The organism is Rhizobium sp. NFACC06-2 (genome assembly GCF_900101425.1).
Classification (GTDB): Bacteria; Pseudomonadota; Alphaproteobacteria; order Rhizobiales; family Rhizobiaceae; genus Agrobacterium; species Agrobacterium leguminum.
Genome location: NZ_FMVA01000016.1, coordinates 101,223 through 126,873 on the forward strand (window position 1 = coordinate 101,223; position 25,651 = coordinate 126,873).

17 protein-coding genes and 1 pseudogene are annotated in these 25,651 nt (G+C 56.6%); 2 read left to right on the forward strand and 16 right to left on the reverse strand.

Features of this window, described 5'->3' with window-relative positions; translation table 11 throughout:
• The 16 genes from F3H58_RS22325 to gnd all read right to left on the reverse strand — a co-directional run bounded on the left by F3H58_RS22325 (position 1) and on the right by gnd (position 22,187).
• On the reverse strand, positions 1-1,155 hold the full coding sequence (locus F3H58_RS22325) for an alginate lyase family protein (protein ID WP_149743815.1): 1,155 nt from the start codon (positions 1,153-1,155) through the stop codon (positions 1-3).
• Positions 1,155-4,988, reverse strand: coding sequence for a right-handed parallel beta-helix repeat-containing protein (locus tag F3H58_RS22330; RefSeq protein ID WP_188129031.1), 3,834 nt, complete (start codon positions 4,986-4,988; stop codon positions 1,155-1,157). Before F3H58_RS22330 ends, F3H58_RS22325 begins: the two co-directional genes overlap by 1 nt.
• A 189-nt stretch (positions 4,989-5,177) precedes the next feature.
• Entirely contained in the window at positions 5,178-6,263 is a 1,086-nt protein-coding gene (locus F3H58_RS22335) for a PilZ domain-containing protein (RefSeq protein WP_149743817.1), read from the reverse strand.
• An 18-nt stretch (positions 6,264-6,281) separates the two neighbouring features.
• A complete protein-coding gene (locus F3H58_RS22340) occupies positions 6,282-7,754 on the reverse strand; it encodes a glycosyltransferase (protein ID WP_286169964.1) in 1,473 nt (490 codons plus the stop codon).
• A gap of 320 nt (positions 7,755-8,074) precedes the next feature.
• On the reverse strand, positions 8,075-9,145 hold the full coding sequence (locus tag F3H58_RS22345; RefSeq protein ID WP_149743818.1) for an alginate O-acetyltransferase AlgX-related protein: 1,071 nt from the start codon (positions 9,143-9,145) through the stop codon (positions 8,075-8,077).
• Positions 9,146-9,157: 12 nt separating this feature from the next.
• Complete coding sequence (locus F3H58_RS22350) at positions 9,158-10,588, reverse strand: MBOAT family O-acyltransferase (protein WP_149743819.1); 1,431 nt, start codon at positions 10,586-10,588, stop codon at positions 9,158-9,160.
• 421 nt (positions 10,589-11,009) lie between these two features.
• Positions 11,010-11,357 (reverse strand): cupin domain-containing protein, encoded by a 348-nt coding sequence (locus F3H58_RS22355; RefSeq protein WP_149743820.1) that lies wholly within the window; start codon positions 11,355-11,357, stop codon positions 11,010-11,012.
• Positions 11,358-11,413: 56 nt separating this feature from the next.
• On the reverse strand, positions 11,414-12,739 hold the full coding sequence (locus tag F3H58_RS22360; RefSeq protein ID WP_149743821.1) for an NAD(P)/FAD-dependent oxidoreductase: 1,326 nt from the start codon (positions 12,737-12,739) through the stop codon (positions 11,414-11,416).
• A 12-nt stretch (positions 12,740-12,751) separates the two neighbouring features.
• On the reverse strand, positions 12,752-13,642 hold the full coding sequence (locus tag F3H58_RS22365; protein WP_149743822.1) for an ABC transporter permease: 891 nt from the start codon (positions 13,640-13,642) through the stop codon (positions 12,752-12,754).
• A gap of 41 nt (positions 13,643-13,683) precedes the next feature.
• A complete protein-coding gene (locus F3H58_RS22370; protein WP_060723831.1) occupies positions 13,684-14,634 on the reverse strand; it encodes an ABC transporter permease in 951 nt (316 codons plus the stop codon).
• A gap of 129 nt (positions 14,635-14,763) precedes the next feature.
• Positions 14,764-16,425: a peptide ABC transporter substrate-binding protein gene (locus tag F3H58_RS22375; protein WP_149743823.1), complete on the reverse strand. Its 1,662-nt coding sequence runs from the start codon at positions 16,423-16,425 to the stop codon at positions 14,764-14,766.
• Between the two features lie 137 nt (positions 16,426-16,562).
• On the reverse strand, positions 16,563-17,894 hold the full coding sequence (locus F3H58_RS22380) for an NAD(P)/FAD-dependent oxidoreductase (protein WP_149743824.1): 1,332 nt from the start codon (positions 17,892-17,894) through the stop codon (positions 16,563-16,565).
• Position 17,895: 1 nt separating this feature from the next.
• Complete coding sequence (locus F3H58_RS22385; protein ID WP_003509620.1) at positions 17,896-18,609, reverse strand: SDR family NAD(P)-dependent oxidoreductase; 714 nt, start codon at positions 18,607-18,609, stop codon at positions 17,896-17,898.
• Positions 18,606-19,091 (reverse strand): MarR family winged helix-turn-helix transcriptional regulator, encoded by a 486-nt coding sequence (locus F3H58_RS22390; protein ID WP_003509618.1) that lies wholly within the window; start codon positions 19,089-19,091, stop codon positions 18,606-18,608. The genes F3H58_RS22385 and F3H58_RS22390 overlap by 4 nt, the downstream gene beginning before the upstream one ends.
• Positions 19,092-19,394: 303 nt before the next feature.
• Positions 19,395-21,032, reverse strand: coding sequence for an ABC transporter ATP-binding protein (locus F3H58_RS22395; RefSeq protein WP_149743825.1), 1,638 nt, complete (start codon positions 21,030-21,032; stop codon positions 19,395-19,397).
• Between the two features lie 150 nt (positions 21,033-21,182).
• Positions 21,183-22,187 carry a phosphogluconate dehydrogenase (NAD(+)-dependent, decarboxylating) gene (gnd, locus tag F3H58_RS22400; RefSeq protein ID WP_149743826.1) on the reverse strand — a complete coding sequence of 335 codons (1,005 nt, stop codon included), beginning with the start codon at positions 22,185-22,187 and terminating at the stop codon, positions 21,183-21,185.
• A gap of 420 nt (positions 22,188-22,607) precedes the next feature.
• Between gnd and F3H58_RS22405 the strand changes: the two genes are divergently transcribed.
• Positions 22,608-24,377 carry a diguanylate cyclase gene (locus F3H58_RS22405; RefSeq protein ID WP_149743827.1) on the forward strand — a complete coding sequence of 590 codons (1,770 nt, stop codon included), beginning with the start codon at positions 22,608-22,610 and terminating at the stop codon, positions 24,375-24,377.
• A gap of 519 nt (positions 24,378-24,896) precedes the next feature.
• Positions 24,897-25,651, forward strand: a pseudogene (locus F3H58_RS22410) (MFS transporter); the annotation flags it as partial.

Below are 25,651 nucleotides of genomic sequence, written 5' to 3' on the forward strand. Positions count from 1 at the left end.
TCACTTCCCCCAGAAACAAGTGGCGTTGCCGCCGACAAATTCATCGATCAAGGGCCGTTCGGTAGCCGCATCCTTTTGCAGCAGCGCAATCGCGCGCTGCATGGAGATATTCTCGGTCGGAACGGCGGCCAAAGCTTCGAGGAATGCGAGATAGTGGCGGCCATTGCCACGGTTATCGAGAAAACCCGTATCCTGGTGAAGATAATCACGGCTTGGACCGGGGATGTAATTCTCGGCCGCATAGGCATTGACGAGAACCGGATCGTTGATGCCGTTCAGCCAATAACCGAAAATCGTCCAGATCGACCGTTTGACGGGGCTGGCGTCGCCGGATGTCTTCGCATAAAGGTTTTCGCCGTGGCCGCGGGCAACCTCTGCCATCACCATCATGCTGGTCAGCGACTGCCGCATATACCAGAGCGACCGCGCACCCCGGCGCGTTTCAAGCGGCAGTCCGCCATTGGCGCGCGCCTCATCGAGAATGGAGAGAAAGCGCAATCGGCCTTTTTCATAAAGACCGTCATCCCCGACGATCCCGCCCCATGTCATCAGCACGCTATCGGCCAGATACCGGTGATTGTTGACGTCGACGTCACCGTTGAAGGTCTGGTCGACGCGGCGAACCAGCGGATCGAGCCACGCCTGGATTTTCAACCGTTCCGCGTCCGGCAGCTCATCGCGAATGATCGAAAAAGCCGTGATGGTCGGCATGAGCGCACGCTTCAGCGCATAATAAGCGTCGTGCCCAACCTCCGTATTTTCGAAGGCGCCACGATCCGCCCAGGTGTTCAGAAGACTACGCAGCGTCTTGGTCGATGCGGCGTCACCGCCAAGCGAGCGTCCGGAAAGCACCATCATGGCCCAGGCGAACTGGGCGCCGGCACGATCGCTGCCGTAACCGGCGGTTGGACGAAATCCCTCGACGACCTCGAGATCAAGCCATTTGCTGTCGGCCTTGATCGCAAGGCATTGTTTGCGAAGGCGTCCAGAGGTATCGGCGACAATCGCTGCCTTGCGGGCCGCAACATCGAAAAGACCGCCATAGCCAGTTGCAGCGGTTGCCGGCGGAGTGGCGCAAAACCAGACGCCGAGGGCTACAACGATACAGCGTCTCAGAGGGAGATTTGCACCAGGAATCCCGGAAAATATTGCCATCAGCTTCGGCCTCCCGTCCCATTGAAGTTCTCGTATTGAACGGAGTTTGAAACATTCGTGCAGGTGTCTGTCATTGCGTCTTCCGCGAAGATTGCGGATTGACCGTCGCCATTGAAAAACCCTGCATCGCGGAAACGGCAGCTATAGGCTTCCGGGCGTTTCGGTCGGCACACGGTCGAGGTTATCAACACGCTTTCGCGCTCGTTAAAGCGCAGCATATGGCCTTCCATTGCCCGACCATCGCCATCGATCAGCCGACCGACCTGATTGAGATAGTCGTTGCCGGAAAGGCTGAAACCCGACGTACCATCAACCTTGATGCCGCCACCATTTCCATGGATACGGTTGCCGCTGGCCGCAAAGGTCGTCAGCGGCAGATAGGGATCGAACTCAAAATCGCGCAATGCGTTTGCAGGAGATGTCCGCAGGTTACTGATATAACCGTGAATCGCGTCCTGAGCGTTGTTTTCCAGAATGTTCCCATGAACGCCAACATCCCAACTGTTGCGGATCTTGATGCCCGCACGCTTATTGTCGAAGAACCGGTTGCCCACCGCCAGATTGCAGCTGCTTTCGAAGAGTGTCAGGCCATCCTGGTTGTTGTCGAAGGCGACATTGGCATAAATAAAATTGTCGATGCTGTTGCGGTCGATCATGAAGCCCGACCCTGCATTTGCGTGTGACACATTGCCAACGATCCAGGAAAAATTCACCTCACGCGAGACGATGATGCCGTGTTTGGCCTTGGTGTCATAGGTGGTGTTGAGGGCAATCAGCAGCCGATGAGAGCGGTCATGCGGGTCGATCGCGTAGAGCACGTTGTCGCGATATTCATTGCCGACGAGGCTGATATCAGCTGCCTCATAGGAATAGAATCCGTATTCGAAATTGTGGAAGAAATTGTCCACAACGATCCCTGTCGGCGCACGCGCGTCAGTTATCCGCTGCGCCACGGTTTTGGGACCGGCAGAAAAGGCGAGACCGAAGGATTTGGGCGCCGCGTAGCCCAGCGAATCCAGCACGGAGCCACCGATCATCAGCCGTGAATTGCTCCAGCCGATGATATATGGCCGGAAAACATGGCGCTTTTCCTTATCCGAGTAACGTGGTGTTCCGGTCTCTTCATCCCAGGATGTGACGGTCGTATCCTGGATGTAAAGCGTTCCAGCCACGGAAATGAAACTGCCGGCCGTAGCTGAAAGACGATAGGCGGCCGCTTCCTGTCCAGACAGGATCAACGTCGCCCCCTCCGCCACCAGAACCGGGGCGCGCAGTGTCACGACGTCGTTTTCGCGGGTTACCAACGGAAAACCGTCGCCAGCATCCAGTTCGCTCGCCAGACTGCCAAGAGTGTAGACACCACTCTGAATAACGATAATGCGCGGATAAGGAACGCCCTGCGCTTCAGCCGCGAAAGACAGCCCCGTATTGCCCGCAGCCAGATCTTCCATGAACTTGTCGCTATAGGGACTGAGATTGGCAAGCGTAACGGCAGCATGACCGGCCTGCGGCAAGGGCACATTCTCACGGACCGTGCCGGCACGCACGGAAATGTCGGGATAGGTGTAGGTCTCGGGAAGGCTCATCCTGCCTTCCTGTCGTGCAAGTGTCAGCCTGCCATCGCTGAACGCGGCAGCAGGTGTCACTTCTGCCGCAGCCTGAAGCTTCGGCGCCTGTTGCATGGCCAAGTGGTCGGCCGGGCTCCCTTTGCCCCAACCGAGATGACGCACGTCGAGAGACCGGAAATTGGCCTCCGCGATGGCACGCGCCGTGCGGACACGCAACATGTGATCCTTCAGTGTAGTCGCCTGGCCCGATGCGAATTTGAGCATCGCCGGATTTGCCGCGGCCGCAACCAGAACATCGGCCTTGAGCGCCTCATCCTCCCTTGCACCGACGAATGACGCAAGATAGGTCAATGCCTCACCACCGAAGCCATCCAGCGCGGCACGTTTGCCAATCATGCTGGCGGCCCGGGCCTTGATCTTTTCGTCAGCAATACGATCAATCAGTTGCTTGGCTGCATCGGTCTTGCGCGCATCGGTCAGCACCTCGACGATCTTCAGATACCCCTTGTCGCGGTTATCTCTTTTGTCCTCACCGGCTGCAACTTTCACCGCTTCGCCGACCAGCGCATCGAAATCGCCGTTGCCCTTGCTGTCATTGGCAACCGAAGCCAGCCGCAACAACGCCTCTATTCGGAACTCCGTGTCCTGAATGGAAAGGGCAACCGCCTTCGCATCATCCGTCTCACCCTTTTTGGCGAGCGTTCGCGCCAGCTCGGACTGTACGCGTCCCCTGTCACGGCTATTGGCGATGAGTTCGAGCGCACTCTTGGCCGCCTCGATATCACCTTCCCGCGCTTTCACGCGGGCGATACCGGCAACGGCCTTGTCGCGGTCATTGCCGCCCTGGAGAAAGGGAAGCAGCGTCTCTGCGTCCTTCAGCCTGTTGGCATCCGCCAGGCTTTTGGCGAGATTGGCAATCGTGTTGCCGCCATCCTTCGCCGCACGCAATTCCTGCAGCAGAGCCAAGGCGTCATCCAGTCGCTCAAGGCTGATGGCGCTCTCGGCCGCCGCTACCACCGCCACCCCCCGCTCAGGGCCGGACAGCCCGGCAAGAACGGTGTTTCCGTTGGCATAGGAAGCATCGGCCATCTTCGCCAGATCGTTTTTGGCGAACACGGTTGCCAGCATGAAATCAAGCTCGGCGCGCAACGCGCTTTCCGGCAAGTATTCCGCCAATTTTGCTGCATCCAGTCCACGCCCGGCCTCGATACGCTGCTTGACGATCCTCTCGATCAGATCTTCCTGATCACTGTTGTCCGCAAGGCTGGTGGCCAGCACTGGCATCCATTCCAGCTTGCCTTCGCTGAGGACCTGATCCGCTACATTGTCGACTGCCTTCTTACGCGCTTCGGAATCTTCCGGATTGATCGCCAGCGCCCACAACAATGCCGACTCCAGATCGTCTTTCTTGAGGGCGTCGGCGCTCTGCGCCACAATGGCATCCGTGGCAGCGGCGCTGACTTGCTTACCGTCGATCTGCTTGCCCACAAGAATTCGCAAGGCCAGATCGTAGCGGGCATAGCCGCGCATGCGTGCCGGCCACATGCGCGAAATCGCCTTGTCGGCAAGGACAGAGGATATTTGAGGATCGATGATCGTCGCCGTTTGCGCCAGAGTGTTCAGCGCTGCGTTCTTTGCCGTCTCGTCCTTGATGAGATCGACACGGTCGGCCGCCTTCTCCATCAGGCTTATGGCATTCGGCTTGTCGCCCTTGGCGACGAGAGCCGCGTAGCCTCCCAGGGCGGCGACCTGCAATTCCGGCAGAGAAAGAGCTTCTATCAGTTCAATTATCCGCACGCGCATCTCGGTTCTTTGCTCCGGGTCCGCGATAGGGCCCTTCATCTGTTCCTGCAATGCGGAGATACTGGCGGAAACCAGGCTGTCGGCATCGATTCCATCGGAGGCCAGTCTGCTCAATGCAGTCTTTGCCTCGACGGAATCCGCCGCCACCCACGATTTCAGTTGTGTGATGCCAGCACGCGCCGCATCGAGAAATGCGAGGCGCTGCCGGGCGTCTGTCGCACCATCGGCCTTCAGAACATTCGCGGTAATGTCCGACAGGGCGGCATCGGCTTTGCCCAGTACCGATAACTGCGTTGCCGGGGGCTGCTGGGCGAAAGCAACCGAGGACGCAACCGGCCAGTGTCCGGTGGGAAAGACGAGGCAGATCGACAACGCCGCCACGCGCAGCGATACCAAGGTGATCCCCGTTTTCGGCAGCCACCGGCAATTGGAACTTGATAGGTGGATGATGTCGCGTGTCATCATGCTTCCTTCGTCAGGTCTGTGTCGTAAAAGCTGCTCGATAATTGCGTGCAGAGAACCGGAATGCAGGCAACGGGTGCCCTGTCAGAGATCAAGACGTCCCCTGCACATGAATTTCCTGCAATTGTCATTCAATATGGCCGCTGGCCAACCGCCCCTGGCAGAGGGAGGCAACCCTTCCGCAACCACCTATTTAGGCAGGATTCTGCCCGTCATATTCGCTAACCATTGGTTCAGGCCGAACCATGGTCCGTTGTCGAAGCGAACGACAGCGGGTGTGCCGATTCCGGCCGACAGGTCATGTCCGCCAAGATCGATCCTCACTGCTACCCGGTCGCTGGACGCAGCGGACTGTTCGCTGACTTTTGGCAGTTGAGACACCGCCACATCATGCAGAACCGTGCCTTGCGGCAGGTCGACGCTGACATGCGGCGCCTTATAGAGCGCCATCAGATGTGAGCGATCCACCATGGCAACCACGTGCGGTTTGGCATCCGCGTGACGCAGCCCCAACACCTGCGCTCCGACCTTGATCTGCGTATCGACAGCCGGACCTATGGGCTCAGCGGTGCAATCGCATGATGCGACGACCGACGTGCTCTGTCCGCTCTCAGTCAGAACGGTCAAAATCCGCTCACCACTTTTTACCGGTCCGGTCACCAGATTGGTGATGATACCGTTGGCAGGCGCGAGAACCGGAACCGTATCGACCGTAACAACCGCACTATCGGCCTCGAAGACCCAGAGACGTTTATAGAGGCTGCTTGCCAGAAACGCTGCAAGCGCCAGCGAAAGGACCAGCGTGGCGACAATGCCCACGGCTTTTCGGAATTTGCCTACGCCGGGTACCGCCTCGCCCGATTTTCGTGGCCGCAGTTTGACCTCGCCGGAAGCGCGCCTGGCGAAATCGAGAATATCGTTACCCTCGACGAGCTCTCCGCTGATGTAGGAATCGTGAATATAACGCAGCATACGCTGTGCGGCCGGAGACGTACCGACAAATTTGAGACCTGTACGGCCGGTTTCCGCGCTGGAATGACGTACTTCCGCTTTCACGGGCAACATCATGTCGAAACCATCGAGAGGGATCTGCAACTGCAAGGGAAGCACTTGTCCCACTTCGAAGGTGACATCGCCTGTTGCGACACCCACCCCGCCCAAAGACCAGTCGACCGAGGAATATCTGTGCTGATCGATGACGCATTTCAGCGGCAACTTATAGCGCGCATGCTGGCGTTGCTCATCCGCTTCGAAACTCACGATGCTCATGTTCATTTTGGGCTCCTTCGCGGGTCAGCGCATACCGAAAATCGCAGTCGTCGCCTCAATGCCTGGGACCGACAATTGACCGACGAGCAACGATATGAGGGTTACAAACAGGGTAATCGATAAAACATGCATGTAGGTGGAAGAGGCGTTTTTAAGCGCTGCGGCTCGGCCTGTGCCATTGGCGGACAGTGTTGTTTTCTGCCGCGTCCACTTCTGGCGATCGAGGTGGAAGAAAATATAGGTTTTTATGATCGAGCCAAAAACCTGATTGAAATAGATGAAGAAGGGATAGAAAATCGAAACCCGCGGTCGGGAATTGAAAAGCATCAGCGTCATGATGTAGCGGGTCAGCAGAACCCAAGCTAAATAGGCCGGGAAAATGAACGGGTTGTCGAAAAGCCCGATCAGGATGACCATGACGAGGCCGGCAAGCGACGTCCACATCGAGATGCGCTGATCGAAAATCGTCCACCACGTAAAATAACCGATATGCCAGGGACCAAGCGCCAGTGCGCGGCTGTTTGTCCGCAGCATGTTGCCGAACCAGCGGGTCATCAATTGCGCCGCGGCCTGAAAAAAGCCTGATGTCGGTGGGTCTTCGACTGTCGCGACGGTGACGTCGGGCACATACAGCATGTGATAATTGTTGCGCAGCAGCCAATACCAGCTCGACTTGTCGTCTCCGGTAAGGAACTTCAACCTGCCAAGACGCCAGTGCTCGATATAGTCCCGTTCCACCTGCAGAATGAAATCGGAATTGGTGACGACCGAGGCGCGGAACATCGACATTCTGCCGGTCAGTGTCAGAACGCGTCTTGAAAGCCCGTTCGACGACATGAGAATATGGCGTTGCGCAAACCGCAACGAATACCAGACGTGAAATGACGATTTTCCACGCACCCGCGAGGTTTCATCCGTGGTCAATGCACCAACGCGACCATCCGCGAAGAAACCGGCGCATCGATCGACTAGGTTCTCGGGCACGATGGAATCGCCATCGATAACTGCCACAACATCGTCGTCTCGCGGCTCCAGCTTGGAGACGGCCCGAAACGCGTAGGCGAGCGCATCCCGCTTGCCGCTGCCATTGATGCGCACGATCACCAGGCGGATATCGGTGTTTTCGCCGCAAATAAGGCGATGCATCGAACGGATCAGGCGCTGGTCGGACATTTCGACGATGGATGCGATGACAGTCGCCCCACCGCGAGAAGCAAGCGCTGCCCGGAACGCGGCGCGATAGACCTCGGCTGTCGTGTCACCGTCGATGCGAAAACTGGTTACGATGAGATAGGCATGAGGCGCTTGGCCGTTCTCCGCACTGTCCTGGAGATGACGATCCGCTCGAATGCGCATTTTCGGAAAGACAATGCGACGATAGATGTTGGACCGTACGAAATGTAGGACACCCCAGAAATACCGCCAAACGGCCAGAGCGCCCAGACCGAACAAAAGACCCGCGTTCGCGCCGAAAAGCACGCCCTCCGGGACGATCACGATCAAGCTGGCGAGGCCAAGCACAAACAGCAAATGGGCTGGAAGGCTCTCGCTCCAATCGACGATAGCGGATTGCTCCCCTGCCCGAGAAACCGGCACTGTCGACAATCTATCAACAGGCAATACTTCATCAGGAAGACAGAGCACTCTCTTTTCGAGATAGCGTCTCATCATTCAATCCATCAATGAAATAAATTTACAGAAATTTCGATCAAAATCCGAAGTAAATAACGGATAATAAGCTATACAAATTCATTGTATATATTTTTTTAACTTAGGCAAACTTTAAATTACAATATATACACGTAAAGGACATATATTTATACGACGTCATCGAGATAACGTACCGGGATCTCCCACAACACGACTTTTGGCGCCGTTTGCGAGCGAAGTTTCTCCAGAAAATCCTGCATGGGTACAAAAGGCCCCTTTCCTTCCCTGGCGAAATTGAGAACATCCACCTCGCATGTGGTTTTCAACTGATCTTCAAAAGACCAAAGAGGGTTCGCGCTATAGCTCGTCCCGACCAGCACGACCTGATCCGCCGCTTGAGCTCCAACCGCGCCATCAGCAAACAGCGCGTCGGCGTTATCCACCCTGGCGGCAGCCGATATCGGCTGGATGATGTCGAAACCCGTACCGGACCCGGGCAACATCCAGCCGGCATCGACAAACTTTGCAAGGTCGCCGACATGGTTGACATCGTGTTGGGATACGCTGTCAAAAGCAGTTTTCATCAATTGATCGCGACGGGGAATGGCGGCACAAGCCGCCTTGGCCGCCAGACCGCTGCCTTTGACCGTCCAATGCGTATCCGATCGCAGAAAAAGTTCTTCTGGCTCTGCGGAACCGAACGTCGCGGCCACGTCTGCGACCGCAATCCCCTTCTTGTTCAGGAAGGTCATAAATCTCTCATAGAGATCTGCGTTGGCTTCAGGCAAAACGTTGTTGCCTAACTCCCTGGCCACGACTTGCGCTTTAGGCGGGATCGGTACGATAACCAAAGTAGTGCCTCTTTCTGCCAATCTTGAACGAACATCCACAATCGTCTGGAAAGACGTTGCAAGATTGGCCTCCGATGTCCGGCTCCAAGCGAATTCCTCCGCCGTGAAAAGCCAGCCGCTCCGGCCAACGATTGCACCTTTCCTGGCCTCCCCGAAAACACCGAGAGAAACTGCATTAAAAAACTCGACGGCGAAATTGCTGAACGGCAATTCCCGCTCGTAGCCTTCTTCAAGCCGACTGGCGACCTTCCCGGTCCAGATATCGGCAAGTTCATCCACTTTCAGGTCTTCATCCGGGATACTGACCACATAATTAGCAGTGATTCCGGCACCGGCCAGCAACAAGAAGAGAACGGACGCGGTTGAAAGCAAACGTGGTGAGATCATGCGCCGTACTCCCTAAAACTGAAAATAGAGGAAGGGTGAATCGTTGTCGGCCGTTAGCTTCAATATCGAAACCATGCCAAAAAAGCAGACAATGCCCGTGGCCACCAAAGCCACGCCCGCGGTCGACGGACGAATCGGCATATGGATCAATCGCTCGGCCGGGAAAGTCCGGTTGAACCAAGGCTCAATAAACACCACCGCCACACCAACGGCGAGGGAAGCAAGGGCGAAGTTCTTGATCTGCCACGCGATATCCGGCTGGATATGAAATCCGTTGAAGCCTGACATTCCGCGATACATGTCGACCGCGCTGTGCACGTCAAGCGATCGGAACATGACCCAACCGAGCATGACCAGCAACAGGGTGCCACCCAACGCCACGAAAGAGCGCTTATCGGACGGCTTGACCCCGAGCAGGCGCTCCAATGCCAGAAGCCCGCCGTGCCAGGCACCCCATAGTATGAAGGTCCAGTTCGCGCCATGCCAAAGTCCGCCCAGCACCATGGTAATGAACAGGTTGAAATAGGTCCTTGCGGTTCCCAACCGGTTTCCGCCCAGCGGAATATAGAGATAGTCCCGCAGCCAGGCCGACAGGCTGAGATGCCAGCGACGCCAGAATTCCGTGATTGAACGGGAAACATAGGGACAGTCAAAATTTTCGATAAAGCGGAATCCCATCATCATTCCCAATCCGATAGCCATGCTGGAATAGCCCGAAAAATCGAAATACAGCTGTATCGAATAAGCGACGGTTCCAAGCCAGGCCTCGGCAAATGTCGGATCGGCTTTGGCGAATATCGCATCCGCTATGGGTGCAACGGAATCCGCAATCAGTACCTTCTTGGCCAACCCGGCGAAAAAACGAATGCCGCCTTCGGCAAAAAGCTCAAGCGAATGCTCGCGATAGGTGAACTGACGGGCAAGGTCCTTGTAACGCAGGACCGGACCGGCGACCAATTGCGGGAACAGAGCCTTGAATGCTGCAAAATCGAAGAAGTTCTGCGCCGGTGGCGCGTCTTCCCTATAAATATCGATGAGGTAAGAGATCGCTTGAAAAATATAAAACGAGATGCCGATCGGTAGCAGGACTCGCGCATGCCACGATGTGAATGGGTCACCGCCATTGAAGAGATCGGCGAGGCTGTCCATGAAGAAATTGCAGTATTTGAAATAACCGAGCACAACTAGAGGCCCGGAAATCGCAACAATCAGCAATCTTTTTCGCGCTTGCGCCGTCCGCTCCACATAGATCAGCTTTCCGAAGATATAACTCCAGAGCGTCACGAGAAAAAGCAGGCCGAGGTAATCTATCCTCCACCATCCGTAGAACAGGTAGGAAAACAGAAGTATAACGATCGATTTGTACCGGAATGGAACGGAAAAATAAACACCGAGCGCAATCGGTAAAAACATAAATATGAATAAGCTTGATGAAAAAACCATCTTTATCGACTTTCTTCATGAAGGTCGAACTTAATATTCGCATATAAGAATATGAATTTATGCGGGAGTCAACAACCTGTTAATAAAAAATTAAACCACTTGATTCACCAACTGGCTTTCGAATCGCAGGGGGTCCCTAGCCGACCAGATTTCTCTTGACGCACACAAGTGGCTCTATCAGCACATTGATTGCAGTTGCCAGCTTCATCGTGACCGCGATGCAGCCCGGAATGCCTTTTCGGTTCCAGTGCCAGATGATGCCTGCGTAGCGGCGCCAGGTCCGCGACAGCAAACCAGCGAATTTCGAAAAATGGCGCTGACAGTTCGAAATTTTATACTTCCTTGTAAAGCGGTTTAGTAAATCGCTTTACAAGACTGGCAGAGGCAGCGCGCAAAGGTCGCTGGAAGAGACGGTATATCGTTAGGGTTTCGGAATAACCGTCGCTAGCTTGCGAAACGGTGACTGGATTTCGAGACGGCTTGGAACACCCTTGGCGATGCTGACGATCGAGCCTGGACCAATTTTCACAGGATCGGCGTCCGCCTGCGAATATATCGCCTCGCCCTCAATCACCACAAAGGTTTCTTCAAGTTCGCGGCCGGGGTAGTTGTAGATGCCTGGCTCCGCCTTCCAGACGGCGACGATCGTGCCGTTTTCGACGTCGTCTTGCCATATCTGACGGCGGTAGGAGCCGCCGTCCTGTCCTTCGGCCGGCATGGCTGGAACAAGGTCTACATCATCGGAAATATTGAAAGTCGGCATTGTCATGAGCATTCTCCCCGCTGGGCTTGTTTGAGGGTCTCGTTGGATTAGAGCTTGGCGCGTCACGCATGAGGCGGAAGCTCCCTCCCCGCGAGCCTTGTCGCGATGTTGTCGCGCAGGCGGTAATATCTTAGGGTCAGGGCTGGCGCGAAATTCATGTAGAAGGGTGCGGATTTCAGCGGCTCCAGTTTCAGGGCCAATCCATTTTCCGGCTTGCCGAGCGCCCATTCCGAAAGGATGGAACCGAGCATCGAGCCTGTTGGCACGCCGCGACCGGAGAGACCTGTCAAAGCCACGACGCCCGGTGCGAGATCATAAAAGCGTGGAACGGTGCGATATTGCATGTCCAGTTCGCCAAACCAGACATAGTCCCAGCGAATATCCTCTGTGATCTGGGGATGCAGCCATTTCAGCCGCTCGCTCATGACCTGTTTTGTATAGATCATGTCCCGCCCACGGCGCCCCATGGGAAACATCGAAGCCACAATCCGGCCTTCGGCATTATATTTATACACATAGATGTCACCACGGCCGTCGTGGATCGTCGTGTTCTGTGGCAGGACGGAAAGGCGGGTTTCTGCGGACAGGATTTGCGATGCGGCAACGAAGACGCGCTGAATCTTGAAGGTGCGGTCGAGCTTCGGCCACCCGCCCACAGTGTAGGCACCGGTGGTGAAAATTACTTTCGATGCAACGACCTCGCCATACTCCGTCGTTACTTTCCAGCCGCCACCTGCCTCGCGCTCGCACCCTGCTACGCCCGAGCCGGTGAATATCCTCCCGCCTTCCTGGAGGACTGCCCTGCCAAGTCCTCTGGCATAACCCAGCGGATTGAGATGGCCCGCCTCCTCGTGCAGCCACCCCCCATGGAAACGCGGGCTCCCGGTCACCGCGGCCACTTCATCCCGGTCGAGAAGCCGGGTTCTGGCGCCGACCTGATTGTAGGTCTCGACCTTGCGTTTCAGCTCCTCCATCGCACCTTCATGCGGCGCGCCCATCACATAACCCCTCTGCACCCATTCACAGTCGATCTGGTAATCGCGGATCATCTGTGAAACGCGATCATTCGCCCGCGTCTGCCGTTCGATGAGCCGTTCCGCCCAAGGTTCGCCAAGCATCTTGCGCAGTTCAGGCAGGCTGTAATGCGTAAAGGTCGGAGTGCAATGCCCGGCATTGCGGCCGGAACCTCCAAAACCGATTTCCTGCCGCTCCAGAAGAACGACGTCAACGCCGGCCCTGGCCAGTTCGAGCGCGGTAGTGAGACCAGAGTACCCGGCGCCGACGATGCAAATATCGGCTTTGATGCGACCGGAGAGAGGTTTCGTCAGCGGCGCGGAAGCGGCCGTCGCATACCAGAGCGTGACGTCAAAGGGCGAGAAAGAAGCCATCAACCCGCACTCTCAATTCAGATCGCTGCGGGCATCGAGCGCGTCGCGAAGTCCGTCGCCTATGAAGTTGAAACTCGTGACGGCGAGTGTGATGGCGACACCGGGGACGATGGCGAGCCAGGGCGCCTTGTCGAGATATTGCTGGGCACCGTTCAACATGTTGCCCCAGCTTGGCAGCGGCGGCTGAATGCCGTAACCCAGAAAACTGATGTAGGCCTCAAGAAGAATGGCGCGCGCCACCGTCAACGTCGCCGCGACGATGATGGGCCCGGCAGCATTTGGCAGTAATTCCCGAAACATGATCCAGCCATTGGGCAGACCAAGCATGCGGGCTGCCATCACGAAGTCTCGCTCGCGCAAGGAACGGACCTCTGCCTCGACCAGACGTGCAATCTCCATCCAACTCGTGACGGCAATGATGACCGTGATCATGAACGGGCTCGGCTTGACGAAAGCGGCCAGTGCCAGAAGCAGGAAAATGCTCGGGAAAGAAAGAAACGCATCAACGAAGCGCATCAGGATTGCGCCGGCGCGACCGCCGTAATAACCGGCAACGACACCGATGACGGTCCCGATCACCGTCGACAGCACCATGGCGAAAAACCCGACAAGCAACGAGATGCGGCCGGCATTGAACAGTCGCGCCGCGATGTCGCGCCCGAGGGGGTCCGTACCGAATATGTGGTAGCCGGTCATAGGCGGCGCAAAGCGCGCGCGCAGATCAATGAACAACTCGTCGTAAGGCAAGAGATATGGGCCGACAACGCAGGCAAAGATCATGATCGTGATCATGATGACGCCAAGAACTGCCAGCTTGTGGCGGGCAAAGCGGAGAAGCGTACGGTTCTGCCACCAGCGGAAGCGTGGCACGGCGCGGGTGGGTTGGAGTGTGGCAGCGGACATGGTCTTTCCTTCCGTTGATTGCGGTGCTCGCCGGTTAAGTCCTATCCGAGCCGGATACGGGGATCGACGAGAGCGACCATCAGGTCAGCGAGCAGGCTGCCGAGCAGCACGAGGATTGCGGAAAACATCAAAAGGCCCATGACCACCGGATAGTCATGATAACCAAGGCTATCGAGGAAGAGACGCCCCATGCCCGGCCAGGTAAAGACGGTTTCCGTAACAAGCGCACCTCCGAGGATCGTCGGGAGCTGAAGGCCGGCAAGCGTGATCATCGGCAGGAGGGCGTTACCAACGACATGTTTCATCAATACCCGACGTGGCGACAGCCCCTTGGCCCGCGCGGTGCGGACGAAATCCTGATTGATGACGTCAAGCGTCGCGGTCCGCATATAGCGGCTCCAGACGGCGATATTGACGAGGGCTAGCACCAAGCTCGGCATGATCAGGTGGATCGCATAATCGTAGAATGACTGGTCACCGATGGTGTACATGTTGCCCGCAGGCAGCCATTTCAGCCGCAGCGCAAAAACATAGATCGCAACCAGGCCGAACCAGAAAGTTGGAATGGACAGTGCGATCATCGCGCCGACTGTCGCGGTATAATCGAACAACGTATAACGCTTGGTGGCACCCTTGATCCCGATCCACGTACCGACAAGGATCGAGACGACCGTCGATGAGATCATCAAAAGCAATGTCGCGAAAAGATGTCCGGAGATAATGTCGAGAACCGGGCGCTGGTCGCGATAGGATTTACCCCAATCACCCTGCAGTAATCGCCAGGCCCAATCCAGATACTGGATCGGCAAAGGCCGATCGAGGCCCATCTGGTGGGCGATGCGGTCGAGAGCTTCCCGCGTCATGCCCGGCGTGAGAGCAAATTGCGACAGGGGCCCGCCCGGCGCAAGATTGAGGATCGCAAATCCAATAATCGAAACAAGCAGCAGGAGCACAAGGCTCTGCCATATGCGGTGCAAAAGAAAGGTCAGCATGGGTGAGACTCCAGGTCGCATCGTGGACAGGCATCAAGCCCGTCCACGAATAGCCGTCAGTGCACCGGCTGTTTCAAAGCCGGCGCGTTCCACATATCTCGGAGCAAAGCCCCGTTTCGTGGCTCGCCTTTACGCCAGATGCCAGGTCGCAACGTTCCATGTGTCGATGCGCGTATTGACGTTCGGCTTGACGTTCTCGATACCCTGCTTGTGGCCGCGGACCGTCGCATATTGGAACAGCGGCAGAAGCGGCATTTCCTTGCGCATGATCTCTTGAATTTTCAGGTAAACCGCCTTGCGCTCCTCCGGCACGAAGAGGCCGCCGCCTTTCGCGAGAAGATCATCAACTTCCTTGTTGGCAAACTGCCAAGTGTTCTGGCCCGAACCGCCTTTCGCCGGGCTCGACGTCGAACGGAAAAAATCAGATGTATCGGGGTCGGGCCCGGTCAGAAAATCGAGGCCAACAATAACGGAATCGAATTTCGACAACATCCAGTAGTCGCCCCACATGACAGCCGGCGGCAGGTTGGAGATGGTCATTTCCACGCCGATGTCCTTAAAGGATTGCTGCATATATTGCTGCACCTGTTCGCGGATGTGATTGCCCGCTGTTGTCGAGCAGGTGAAGGCAAGCTTCACCCCGTCCTTCGCGCGAACACCATCGGCACCGGCCACCCAGCCCGCATCATCCAGAAGCTTCTTCGCCTTTTCGATGGAATATTCATGTTTGGGCAAATCCGGATTGTAATAGAATGACTGCTGGGGGACGTAGCTCTCCGTGGGAGTTGGCAAACCGTAATAGAGCGCCTCTATGATCGACTGTTTGTCGATTGCGGCGTAGAGAGCCTCCCGGACAGCCGGATCCTTAAATTGTGGCCGCTCCATGTTGAAGGAGAGCGATTCAATCGTTGAACCGGGTACGACATTGACAACCTTTCCGGAAATATCCTTGGCCTCGTCATAGTGGTCCGGCGTGATCCACTGCAGACCAACAACGTCGATATCGCCTGTCTTGAACTGGGTGTACAGAACATTGAGGTCAGGGACATATTTGTAGATCAGACGCTCGACATGCGGGCCGTCACCAAAATAGTCGGTGTTGGCTTCAAGAAGGATGTAATCGCCGGCGAAGCGTTCCTTCCATTTAAAGGCTCCGGTACCGACAGGTGCGTTGTTATAGGCGGCTGTGTTGCGGTCGGCTTCCGCACCGAGAAGATGTTTCGGGGTCATGAAGGTGGAAGCAAGGATAGACGGATAGGGCGCAAAGGGCTTTTCCATCTTCCAGGTGATTTCCGTCGGGGACACGACGGTCAGGTCACGGACGAATTCATGTCCGGTCTTGCGCCACGACCGGAAATTCGGATCGACGAGAAGCTCAAGTGTGAACTTGACATCTTCGGCGGTAAACGGCTTTCCATCGTGCCACTTGACGTCGTCACGAAGCTTGACTTTCCAATTGAGACCATCGGCGGAAATACCGCCGTTTTCGACTGTTGGGACCTCCGCTGCTAGCGCGGCGACGAAGGCGCCCTTCTCGTCCACGTAAAACAGCGGGTCAAAAATGCTGAAGTGGATCCCTTCATCCACTTCAATGTGGGGCATATGCGGATTGAAGACAGTGGGTTCCTGAGAGAAGCCGACGGTCAGCTGGCCTTTGGCAGACTTGTCCTGCGCCATGGCGCGGGAAAAGACCGGAAGTCCGGAAAGGACGACACCGGATGCACCAAGTGCAAAAAGGCCGAGTGCCTGGCGGCGGGTGGTATTGATAAGCGGCTTGTTCTGGTCGGACATTTTTAGTTCCCCTTGATCCGATGGTTGAACATGACGATTATTGTTTCTTCCGCCTCTTTGGGCAGTTTGGCTCCCTTCGACAGTTGCCTGCCTTGTACTTTGACATGACGGCTTGCGCTCGGCCCCGTGGCGTCACCCTAGAATCCGCTGACGAGTTTGATCTTCGAGCCATCGCTAAAGCGGCTGAACCGAAAATCATGGCGATCAACGATCGGGTTACGGCCGGTTACAATGTCGGCCATCAACTTTCCGGCCGCGGGCCCTATTCCAAACCCGTGGCCTGAAAAACCGGTCGCGACATGGAAACCCGGAATGGCGTCAACGGCGTCGATGACCGGAATGGCGTCCGGCGTTACATCGATCATGCCTGCCCAGCGCTGCGAGATTTCCACCTTTTTGAAAATCGGAAATGCCTGTTTCAGCTTCGCCAGAGCGCCGTCCGTCATCGCTTTCGACGGAACCGGATCGAGCACGCGGTTATATTCGAAGGGCGACGGCTCATCGAGATTCCAGCGACGCGGTATGCGCCATTCATCGTAGAACTTGCCCGTCAGACGCAGATCGAGCGAACGCCACTCGTGCCGCAAAGCAGGCAGGAATTTCAACGCGTAGCGGAAAGATGCCGGAACGATGTCGACGATATTCTGAAAGCCGTTTGCGATCGTATATCCACCATCCAGACGCTTGCGGATAGCAAAACCATTTGACCAAATTGCCTCTTCCGGCCCGCCCTCCAGCGGCTTTGTCCGCAGCACAGAGTTCATGACCTTGAGCTGCGGTAAGTCGAGCCCGTTATTACCCAGGAAGAGGCTGGACCATGCGCCTCCTGCCATTACCACAGCCTTGCAGGCGATTTCGCCACGCTCCGTCACCACGCCGGAGACCCTTCCACCTGAAAGCTGGAGGCCGCGCACTGCGCATTCTGTGAGGATAGCGGCGCCCCGATCGCGTGCCGCTTCCGCAATCGCGGGCGCTGCCCGCTGCGGCTCCGCGCGGCAATCACCGGCGGTGTAGAGCGCACCGGCAATATTCATGTTGGATCCAGGATATTTTGACTTGAATTCCGCCGCACTCAGCATGCGACTCTCAATCTGGTAGCCCTCAAGATTGTGGTTCCAGCGTTCGTGCTCGGCAAATTCCCGTTCATTGGCGCAGGTGAAGACGATGCCGGATTGTTTAAAACCCGTCTCCCGCCCGGACCGGCGATTGAGGTCGGCCCAGATGCGAAGCGCCTCTGCCATCAGGGGCACTTCGCGCGGGTCGCGGCGGGAAATACGCACCCAACCCCAGTTTCGGCTCGATTGCTCGTGCCCGATGCCGCCTTTTTCACACAGGGCAACTCGCAGCCCCTGATCGACAAGTTCGAGCGCGGTAGAGGTGCCGATGATGCCGCCGCCTATGACAACGACGTCGACTTCTTTCGGTAATTCCGCATCCCCATGAACGGGAACGACATAAGGGCCGGGCATGTCAGAAAAACTCCTCAAGCTGGCAATTAATGGCGAACTCGGCAACGGAGGCCTCGTTCGGAAGGGACAGCAGCATGGCAATGATACGGGCGAGATCCGCGGGCTGGGTCATCTGCGCGGCCGGCCGCTCGGATAGGACCGCAGCCATGTCGGTTGCCACAAATCCGGGGCAGACGGCGGTCGCGCGCACGCCCTTGTCGAAGCCCGCCTGCCGAACGGCGTGCGAGAGGGCCACGGCGGCAAATTTGGACAAGGAATAGCTGCCCGACGATGCCGACTTGACACGCTTGCCCGAGAGAGATGCGAGGATAATCACTCGGCCACGACCGCTTTCGCACAATGGATCCCATGCGGCCTTCACAAGCCTCCGCGGCGCCTTGACGTTCACGGAAAACATTGCATCGATATCGTCGTCGTCAGCTTCGATCACGGTCTTCGGGATCATGATGCCCGCATTCGCCACGATGGCATCGATGCGACCGAACCGCTTAAGGGCATCTTGCGTCCATCTTTTTTCAGCAACCACATCATTCGCATCGTAAGTGAAGAGATGAACTTTTTCTTCGTGACCTGCGGCCCAGGAAGGCAGCGCGGGGGTGCGCATACCAAGTGAAACCCGCCAGCCTTCCTCCAAGAGGGTTGCGCCAATTTGATCGCCTATGCCGCGGCTTGCACCGGAGATGAGAGCAACGCGTTGTTCCGATCGATTTGTCATGAAAGCCCCACGATATGCCGATAGGCCCGACGCAAGATGTCGATCACCTGTTTCTGTTCGTCCTCTGGAATGAAGCTGAAGAAATCGCGAGACTGCTGCGGAACGATCTCGCGAACTTTCACGGCGAGTGCCGCCCCTGCTTCGGTGATATAAAGTTCCTGCGCGCGGCTGTCTTCCTGCGACACTTCCCGGCGGATGAGGTCATGTGAAACCATCTGGTCAATAATCCTGCCCATGGCCGAACGGTCACGCATCGTGAGATGCGCTATCACCGAAGGGCGGATGCCAGGATAGTCATCAACGAGCAGCAGGGTCGTGATTTTTCCTGTTCCCTTCGCCACATCCAGTCCCTCAAGCCGGTCATCGAGATCGCGCGATACGGCAAGATTGATCGTGCGGATGTAGAAGCTCAACGTGTCTTCGAGAACATCGAGATTGATGTCGGTCGGTGATACGGGCGGTTTCGCAGTTGGCTTATGCATGAGTTTTCCGATCGAATGGCCACAGGACAGCAGTTGCGGGTACGCTTTCCGGGCGCGCCACAGTGCAGGTTTCGGCCATGTCGTATTGCAGTTTTGTGACTATATGAAATGACAATTAGTGGACAAACGCAACTACTTTTCCACAAAATTATGAAATTTATTTATATATTTCATTGCTTTATATCGACGTGTTAAAGCGCTGTCGGACCAGACAAAAATCCGACTGTCAGAGCGTTTGGAATTGGCGCGCGAGACAAATAGACGTTCGGGCAAACTGCCCGGACGTCTAAATTGTTACATGACCTAGATCTTAGCCGCCGGCTCCCAGTCTGCGCCGGGTATGGCCGCAATGAGTTTCTGCGTATAGGGATGCGTGGGCGATCGGAAGATTTGGGTGGGCGGCCCCTGCTCCACCACGGTTCCCTTGTGCATGACAAGCACTTCATCGCAAATCTGGCTTGCAACCCTGAGATCATGGGTAATGAAGATCATCGCCACCTTCATTTCTCTTTGAACATGGGCCAGAAGTTGCAGGACCTGCGCCTGTATGGACACGTCCAGCGCAGAAACGGCTTCGTCGGCCACCAGAACAACCGGGTCGAACATCAGGGCGCGGGCAATGCCGATGCGTTGGCGCTGACCGCCGGAAAACTCGTGCGGAAAACGGTCATAGGCCTCCTCGTCCAGACCAACGAGCTTTAGAATTCCAAGGGCCTTTGTTCTCCCCTCGTGCAAGGCCATTCCATGAGCCAGCGGACCAACCGTCAGAATTCTGCCGATGGTGTGGCGCGGATTGAGCGAAGCAAACGGATCCTGAAAGATCATCTGAATATAGGGCCGCAAGGATCGAAACGCGCTTTCATCCATCGCAGCTATATCGCGACCGTCGAAGCGAATGGCGCCGCCATCCGAGTCGAGCAACTTCAGCAGAACGCGCCCGAGCGACGACTTGCCCGAGCCGCTCTCCCCGACAACACCGAGGGTCTGCCCTTTTCTCAGCTTGAAGCTGACGCCGTTCACTGCCTTAACGGTCCGGGCCTTGCGGAAAAACGAGCCGGAACTGCGGTATTCCTTTTCGAGGTTTTCCACTTCGAGAACAACGGGAGCGCCTTCGTCTAGCGGGCGCTGTGCGTTGCGCATGCGCGGCACAGCAGCAACCAGCCGCTGCGTGTAGGGGTGAACCGGGCTGACCAGAACCTGATCCGCCCTTCCCTGCTCGACGAGATATCCCTTTTCCATCACCACAACACGGTCGGCAATTTCCGCAACCACACCGAAATCATGTGTGATGAACATCACGCTCATGTTTTTCCGCTTCTGGATTTTTCGGATAAGGTCCAGGATCTGTGCCTGCGTGGTAACATCAAGCGCAGTCGTCGGCTCATCGGCAATCAGGACATCCGGATCAAGCGCCAGCGCCATGGCGATCATGACACGCTGCCGCTGTCCGCCGGAGAGGCGGAATGGATATTGCAGTCGCATCAACGACGGGTCGGGAAGGCCCACCTCCTCCAGCAATTCCAGAACCTTGGCGTTTCGGCTCTGCGGCGTTCCAGCCCCATGGGCTTCCAGGACTTCTGAGATCTGGTCGCCGACGGTCATCAACGGGTTGAGCGCGGAAAGCGGATCCTGAAATATGATCGAGACCGCCTGACCGCGTAAAGGCTGGATTTTTTCCTCCCTGGCCGAGAGGATGTCCATTCCTCTAAAGTGGATTTCGCCGGAACTGACTGTGATGACCGGCGACAAAAGTCCCATGATCGTACTTGCGGTAACGGACTTGCCGGATCCCGACTCGCCGATGATGCAAAGGATTTCCCCAGCGTGAAGGTCGAACGAAATATCCTTGACCGCGTGGCTGCGCTCCATTCCCGGCGGCAAATCCACCGTGAGATGACGAACGGACAGCACCACGTCGGCCGACGTGGCTGAATGCGACATAAGTTCCCCTTGTTTTTTGTAACTTTGTTCGCGTTTGCCCGACATATCACGCCGGAGACAAAATAGTGGACTATATCCACTATCTTGTCCAGTAGCGGCTTCCGCCTGAAGCCGGCCCGTCCGATCGTTACTTGTCCATGGCCTGCGCGCCTATTTTGCCTTTTCCAAATGGCCACCGAAGGCATTGCGCATTGCCGAGAGCACTTTGCCGGCAAATTCGGCCTCACCGCGTGACGAGAAGCGCTCAAACAGCGCTGATGCCAGCACGGGAGCCGGTACGCCCGTTTCGACGGCCGCCTGCAGTGTCCAGCGCCCCTCGCCTGAGTCCGAAACCCGGCCACCATACTGGTCTAGATCAGGGTCCTGCTTCAGGGCCTCGGCCGTCAGATCGAGCAGCCACGAGCCGATGACAGACCCGTGCCGCCAGACCTCCGTCACAGCAGGAAGATCAATATCGAACCGGTAATATTGCGGGTGGGCGAGAGGGGCCGTTTCCGCATCCGCCGCACGGTTCTGCATGCCGGCATTGGCAGCCTTCAATATGTTCAGGCCTTCGGCGTAGGCCGCCATAACACCGTATTCAATGCCGTTATGCACCATCTTGACGAAATGTCCCGCCCCTGACGGTCCGCAATGCAGATATCCCATCGGCGCCGTTCCGGTAACGGGATCGGCTGCAATGCCCTGGCCAGCTCCGGGGGCGAGCGACGCAAAAATCGGATCAAGCCGTTGCACGGCAGCCACCGGGCCGCCAATCATCAACGAAAAGCCGCGCTCCAGCCCCCAGACGCCGCCGGACGTGCCAGTATCGATGAAATCGACACCATGGGTGGCAAACTCCGCCGCCAGATCAATAGCATCACGATAAAACGAATTGCCGCCATCGATGATTGTATCGCCCGCAGAAAGTTTCGCTGCAAAGTCACGGGCGATTTTCGGCGTGATCGCAGCAGGAAGCATCAGCCAGACTGCACGCGGCGGTGAAAGCTTCGCAACGAGATCGTCCGGCGAGGTGGCGCCGGTCGCGCCTTGCCTCACCAGCGCAGCGACATTGTCGGGATTGACGTCGAAAACCACGCAATCATGACCATGTTTCAAAAGGCGGCGCACCATATTTGCGCCCATTCGTCCGAGCCCAACCATTCCGATCTGCATGCTGACACTCCTTCTGTGCTATGCGCTTTGGGTGCTTCATTCACCGAGACGAACGGTAAAAGCCCCGTTCTACCAAACTCCCGCGTTCACCAAAAAGCAGGTGAAGACGATCTGGCTGCCCGCTATGTCCTGCATGGGCCAGTCAACGAAATATGAACGCAGAATGCAGTACCACTGCGCATTATCACGTGGCGCATGTCCACATCGGATGCGGCCTTACCGGTAAGCTAGGTACTGGCGAAATGGCACACAACTAAAGATTTGGTAATTTAATCCCCACAGCACGTTGGACATTTTGGACTGCGGGACTAAGAGGTAGCCATAGGGGATCAGACAGACTTGGCGAAATGATTGGTCAAACCCACAAATTGGACCCGCCGCACCCGGTCATGATACCGTGCGGCAAGATTTGGCACCACCATGCGACTTGGCACCATTACAAACCTGGCTTATGCCGTGACGCTGATACTGACGACAGTATCAGCCACCACATTCATTTTGTCGGCAAGAAGCGCGTCTCAAGAGCGCGCGGCAATCGAGTCTCATCTCGAGTTAAACGATCTTGCCGAGGAACTGGTGATCATCGCGGACGAGCGCGCCGAGGAGGCACGTCTTTACGTTATGCGAGGCGACGAGCAGCATCTGGCAAAGTTCTATGTCGACGAAGATCACGAAAACCACCTCGAGAAAGCCTTGGAGAAACTCTCCGCGCTCGGTGCCTCGCCGCAGGAAGAAGGATTGTTTCAGGATATACGAAAGAGCGCTGACAGGCTGGATGCGATGGAGCGAGGGGCCATCGCTTCTTATCGCTCCGGGCGCCAGAGTGATGCGCAACAGGTCCTGTTCGGCGACGAGTACTATCAACTGCATACGAGTCTGCTGAATACCGTTGCAAAGGTGAGAGAGACCGTTGCAGCACGCACGCAGGCAACAGTCGACCAAGCCAAAAGCCGAAGTGATTTCTACGGATCTATCGCCAAGGTGATGCTTGCCCTGACCGCACTGATGTTTTTGGCCGTATTGTACTTTGTCCTCAGCAGACGGGTTGCCGCGCCCCTTATCAGAATGAGCAATATCGTCATGCGCCTTGCCCGGCAGGACTACAGTATAGAGGTACCAGACGAAGGGCGACGTGACGAAATTGGAGAAATGAACCAAGCCATTCGCATCTTCCGCAGCAACGGGCTGGAACGGGAACGGCTTGATGCAGAGCACCGCAGGAACCAACGCATCAAGGACCTAATCCTCCAAATGATGCATCGAATTCAGGCGTGCCAGAATCAGGATGAATTGTCCGACGTCATTGCGAAATTCATGCCGCAGATTTTCCCCGCTATCGCGGGCCAGTTGCTTGTGCTCAAGGAAAACAGTACACTTCTCCAATCGACCGCAAAATGGTCTGACCCTTCGTTTTCCGCGCCCGAGTTTTTGATCGATGATTGCTGGGCTCTGCGTCGCGGACGTCCCCACACCAACAACCCCGACGGGGACGACGTCGCCTGCCATCACCTACAGGGAAATTTCGGAACTGGTCTCTGTATACCGCTGACCGCCTTGGGGGACACCGTAGGCCTGTTGTACCTCGAAATTCCCGCAAGAAACGAAACGCTGGAGACAGAGCGACTTTATCTGGAACTCCTCGCCGAGAATATTGGTCTTGCCGTCGCAAACCTCCAGCTACGGCAGCGGCTGCTTGGCATGGCCAGACAGGATGCCTTGACCGGTCTCCTGAACCGTCGGTCTCTTGATGAGGCGCTGAACAGGCATATTAAGGAGCCGGACGATTCACTCGCCTGTCTCATGCTGGATATCGACCATTTCAAGCGCTTCAATGACCGCTTTGGCCACGATGCCGGTGACGCGGTGATGCAATATGTTGCCCAAGTCCTTTTCGAAGCCGTCGGCGAGCTGGGTGAACTATTCCGTTTCGGCGGCGAGGAATTCACTGTGTTGATGCCGGCTGCGGGTATTGAAGATGCCATCAAGGTTGCGGAGAGACTCCGGCGTGCAGTCGAACGCGCGCCATTCAACTATCGTGGTCGCCTGCTTGACCCGGTCACCGTATCCGTCGGTATTGCAACCGCACCGGCGGGAGGGACAGTGAGTAGCGTGCTGGAACGAGCAGACGCCGCACTCTTGAACGCTAAACAGAGCGGTCGCAACAGATGGGTATCGTCCGACGCGATGTGAACCGAGGAGCTTGGCACAACGAGGCCGTAAATAAACGCCTCATGCCACGGGCGTCGACGGTGCCTGCCAGCGCCCTTTGGAACTCAAAACTGGACACCTGTCCGACCAACGGCAGGCCATGGCCTGGAAGCCTAAATGCCAAGGACAGCGAAAACGTGCCGTTCGCCCGTCTGGGCTGTGCCGTATGATGGCTAGACCAACAGAACAGGCTCCGTGAACCGAAAAATATCGAGATCAGCGGCAATTACCGTGAGGCACGTGATCCACTCGCGGGCCGAACGCCTCCATCATACCCGCAACATTACCTGGAATGTCCCTCTATCAATTTACCCAAGTGATGTTCGGCATCTCCCTAACCACATCGCCCGCGTTTGAACCTGAAACAGCGGCCACGCACATGTACATCCAAACGTTGTGCAACGCACAAATTTCGGAGGAATAGGCATGAAATTCGGATTTTTAGATACATATCATCCGGGAAAAACCGTCTAAAACTCTCTCAACTCAAGGAGAGAGACCATGACGGACACGACATCAGATTTTGATGGGTCAACAATTGCCCTGGAGGCCGCAGAAGAACACGCATGGACAGCTGCGACCTGGTTCGCGGTTCTTTCGATGGCGGCCACCAGTTTTGCGCTGGTTTCGGCCGAGTTCCTGCCAGCGGGATTGTTGACGCCCATGGCGCGCGATCTCGGCATACAGCCGGACAGGTCGTCACCGCCACCGCCTCCGTAGGCGCGGTGACGGCTCTGTTGAGCAATGTTCTCATCGGCAAACTGAACCGCAAGACCGTGCTTGTCGGTCTTAGTGCGCTGGCGATCGCCTCCAACATTCTGGCATCGGTTGCCGCCGATTTCTGGCTATTGCTGTTGGGCCGGGCCGGGCTGGGTATTGCACTCAGCGGTTTCTGGGCGCTGTCGGTTGCCGTTGTGGCGCGGCTTGTCGGCGCAAATTCGACCGGGCGCGGCATGGCTATCGTTACCCTCGGCGTTTCGCTTGCCACCATTGCAGCTCCTTCGATGGGCGCCCTGATCAGCGACTGGCTGGGATGGCGCATCGCCATGTCGATGACGGCGGGACTTGCCATAGTTGCCATGCTGCTTCAGATACTCAGCCTGCCGTCACTGCCGGCAAGCACAAGCAACAGTCTTTCCGATGTCCTTGGATTGACGCGGCGCCGCAGCGTTCAGCTCGGTATGCTTGCCATCCTGTTGCTGATGACGGGGCATTTTGCAGGCTCGGTCTATGTGCGTCCCTTCCTCGAAAAGGTC

What these genes read in the sequence shown, in the direction of transcription:
- F3H58_RS22390 (WP_003509618.1), bottom strand. Translation starts at nt 19,091, where the DNA reads ATGCATAAGCCAACTGCGAAACCGCCCGTATCACCGACCGACATCAAT.
- F3H58_RS22395 (WP_149743825.1), bottom strand. Translation starts at nt 21,032, where the DNA reads ATGTCGCATTCAGCCACGTCGGCCGACGTGGTGCTGTCCGTTCGTCAT.
- F3H58_RS22355 (WP_149743820.1), bottom strand. Translation starts at nt 11,357, where the DNA reads ATGACAATGCCGACTTTCAATATTTCCGATGATGTAGACCTTGTTCCA.
- F3H58_RS22325 (WP_149743815.1), bottom strand. Translation starts at nt 1,155, where the DNA reads ATGGCAATATTTTCCGGGATTCCTGGTGCAAATCTCCCTCTGAGACGC.
- F3H58_RS22350 (WP_149743819.1), bottom strand. Translation starts at nt 10,588, where the DNA reads ATGGTTTTTTCATCAAGCTTATTCATATTTATGTTTTTACCGATTGCG.
- F3H58_RS22405 (WP_149743827.1), top strand. Translation starts at nt 22,608, where the DNA reads ATGCGACTTGGCACCATTACAAACCTGGCTTATGCCGTGACGCTGATA.
- F3H58_RS22335 (WP_149743817.1), bottom strand. Translation starts at nt 6,263, where the DNA reads ATGAACATGAGCATCGTGAGTTTCGAAGCGGATGAGCAACGCCAGCAT.
- F3H58_RS22365 (WP_149743822.1), bottom strand. Translation starts at nt 13,642, where the DNA reads ATGTCCGCTGCCACACTCCAACCCACCCGCGCCGTGCCACGCTTCCGC.
- F3H58_RS22330 (WP_188129031.1), bottom strand. Translation starts at nt 4,988, where the DNA reads ATGACACGCGACATCATCCACCTATCAAGTTCCAATTGCCGGTGGCTG.
- gnd (WP_149743826.1), bottom strand. Translation starts at nt 22,187, where the DNA reads ATGCAGATCGGAATGGTTGGGCTCGGACGAATGGGCGCAAATATGGTG.
- F3H58_RS22360 (WP_149743821.1), bottom strand. Translation starts at nt 12,739, where the DNA reads ATGGCTTCTTTCTCGCCCTTTGACGTCACGCTCTGGTATGCGACGGCC.
- F3H58_RS22375 (WP_149743823.1), bottom strand. Translation starts at nt 16,425, where the DNA reads ATGTCCGACCAGAACAAGCCGCTTATCAATACCACCCGCCGCCAGGCA.
- F3H58_RS22380 (WP_149743824.1), bottom strand. Translation starts at nt 17,894, where the DNA reads ATGCCCGGCCCTTATGTCGTTCCCGTTCATGGGGATGCGGAATTACCG.
- F3H58_RS22385 (WP_003509620.1), bottom strand. Translation starts at nt 18,609, where the DNA reads ATGACAAATCGATCGGAACAACGCGTTGCTCTCATCTCCGGTGCAAGC.
- F3H58_RS22370 (WP_060723831.1), bottom strand. Translation starts at nt 14,634, where the DNA reads ATGCTGACCTTTCTTTTGCACCGCATATGGCAGAGCCTTGTGCTCCTG.
- F3H58_RS22345 (WP_149743818.1), bottom strand. Translation starts at nt 9,145, where the DNA reads ATGATCTCACCACGTTTGCTTTCAACCGCGTCCGTTCTCTTCTTGTTG.